Raw genomic sequence first — 2,254 nt, forward strand, 5'->3', positions numbered from 1 at the left:
TAATTAATTGCGGCTGAATTTCCTCACCAGAAATTCAATCTTATTAATTATCTTTCCGAAACAACGGAAAAGAACTCGCGTCCTTTTCCCGCAAAAAATCATACACAAATACGTTATGCTCAATTAAGAAAAATCATCCAATGAGTAATTATAAAGATTTTAACGAATTTATTTCAAACACTTTTATAGAACTAAGCTCAGAAAAAAAAGACGAAAATCAAGTTTTACTGTTTCAAGAATGGGAGAACAGCATCCATAAAGATGCTAGATTTTATGAAGTGATTGAATTAAAAAATTCAAATTGGAAGATTCGTTTCACAAAATGGGAAATAGGAAAAGATACACCAAGATTTTTAAACCCTCTGGAAAAAGTAAAATGGAGAGGAAAAATTCTTCCTACAACCTTTATTAAAGAAAACTTATTAAGTGAGAGTGAAAAACTATCCCTTCAAAAGAAAATTGATGAAGTCAGATTCAATTACGAAAAAGAAATTCACAAAGGCTATTTAAAAACTCTGAAAATAAAGAATAAAGAAAATAATATGAATTTTAGTTGGAATGAAAACAATGAGGTTGAAAAATTGATTCTTGATTTTGTTGACCAATTAAAAATCAACTAGCTTTTTTAGAGGTACTTCTAAAGCCTTCGCCATTTCTAGAAGTGAATAAATCGTAGGATTGACTTTTCCATTCTCCAACTTTTCAAGTGCCTGTCTATCTTTATTGCAGGCTCTCGTCAAATCGGATTGACTCCAACCTTTCTGACTTCTTAACTCAACAATACGCTGACCGACTTTCTTTTTAAGTTGTTCTTAATTCATAGAACAAATGTCAATTAATTATACGACAATTTTGTCATACAAAAGTCTGACAGCTTAATTTGAATTCTTATGTTTGTCATATAAATAGTTGACAATTGAGTAAATTCAGGATTTTAAAAATATACAGTAAGTTCCGTTATCGCAGATGGGGAAACAATTATACTGTACCTGAAATCAGATTAGAAGGGTAATGGCTCGAACAACTTGGATTTGAAAAAGGAGATACTATAAAAATTGACCAGAAAAAGAAAAAGCTGATAATAACAGTAAGAGAAGAAAAAGAGCATAACAAGGTATAAAGCAAATAGGGCATTCGATGGTTGTCGAAAGTTTTGTATTTTTAAGCAATCACGCCAAAACAAAGTTTTGACGTTTAAGAAAATATAAAAGTAAAAACGTTTGTTTTGGCTTAGTGCAAACCCGAAAGGTCATTTCCTTTTCACTGCCCTACTTGCCTTATACTAAACGTTGTAAGTAATGCGAAAAAAATAAAATGCTAAAGTATAACTCCATCTATTCTATAATTTTGATTTGCTTTTTACTCATAAGTTGTGATTTGACAACTGCCGAACAAAACTTTAAAAATGCGAATATTTATGCTCATAAAGGGCAATATGCAAAAGCAATTAAAGAGTTAGATAAAGCGATTAAAAAAAAGAAGAGATTTAGACGTGCTTTATTTAATAGAGCAGTCTTTAAAACCAATATCAAAGACTTTAACGGGGCTATTGAAGATTATAAAGCTATTACAGGCTTTACAAATTGTACGGAATGTTTTTATGAAGTCGCAGTTATATTAAATAATGAACAACGATATGAAAAGGCAATTGAAGTCTTAAACTCTGCACTCAAAACCAAGGGAATAGTCAAACACAGCGATATTTTTAAGCCTAATATTCAATTCCTTACCAATGATAGTGATAGTGATTACAATGTTAACGAAGAAAACATCTATTTTGAACGTGGTTTTTCATATTTAAAATCTAAAAAGTTTGAAAAGGCTATTAATGATTTCAAAAAAACAAATGACTTCGATTTTTATAAAAACGAAGGTTATTATTATATTGGAGAAGCATTTTTAGGTCTAAAAGATTATTCTAATGCTTGTATTAATTTTAATAAATCTGCAAAATTAGGTTTAGAAAAAGCAGAAGAAATGCTTGAAAAGCATTGTGTGAAAAAGAGAAACAAATGAATTTGATTTTGAATATTTTTAAGTGGATTTTAATAATTTTGTTTTTTCCTTTATCATTAATTTTTGTTGGATATCACAAACAAAAAGAAGCGAAAAAAAAATACTGAGAAGAAGAAACTACGAAATAAAACACTACTTACAACAATGTATAACCGTAATTACGGCGGATTCGACTTCGTCCGAATCCACTCGGTAATTACTAACGCTAGTTTTTAAACAAAATACGTAACTTTAATCC

The 2,254-nt window shown here is 29.5% G+C and carries 3 protein-coding genes; 2 read left to right on the top strand and 1 reads right to left on the bottom strand.

Translation table 11 applies throughout. The features are described 5' to 3' along the window. Positions 1–140: 140 nt before the first annotated feature. Positions 141–620, top strand: coding sequence for a hypothetical protein (locus ACOSP6_RS00070; RefSeq protein WP_422092427.1), 480 nt, complete (start codon positions 141–143; stop codon positions 618–620). Here the strand turns inward: ACOSP6_RS00070 and ACOSP6_RS00075 are convergent. Further along, complete coding sequence (locus ACOSP6_RS00075) at positions 606–782, bottom strand: helix-turn-helix transcriptional regulator (protein ID WP_422092433.1); 177 nt, start codon at positions 780–782, stop codon at positions 606–608. The genes ACOSP6_RS00070 and ACOSP6_RS00075 overlap by 15 nt on opposite strands. Positions 783–1,377: 595 nt before the next feature. Between ACOSP6_RS00075 and ACOSP6_RS00080 the strand changes: the two genes are divergently transcribed. Continuing rightward, the gene (locus tag ACOSP6_RS00080; RefSeq protein ID WP_422092426.1) at positions 1,378–2,016 is read left to right on the top strand and encodes a tetratricopeptide repeat protein; all 639 of its coding nucleotides are present in this window, start codon (positions 1,378–1,380) and stop codon (positions 2,014–2,016) included. Positions 2,017–2,254: the final 238 nt, after the last annotated feature.

The organism is Tenacibaculum sp. MEBiC06402 (assembly GCF_049239625.1).
Taxonomy (GTDB): domain Bacteria; phylum Bacteroidota; class Bacteroidia; order Flavobacteriales; family Flavobacteriaceae; genus Polaribacter.

Bases quoted from the DNA above. Each gene is read 5' to 3' on its own strand.
- ACOSP6_RS00070 (WP_422092427.1), top strand. From the start codon at position 141: ATGAGTAATTATAAAGATTTTAACGAATTTATTTCAAACACTTTTATA.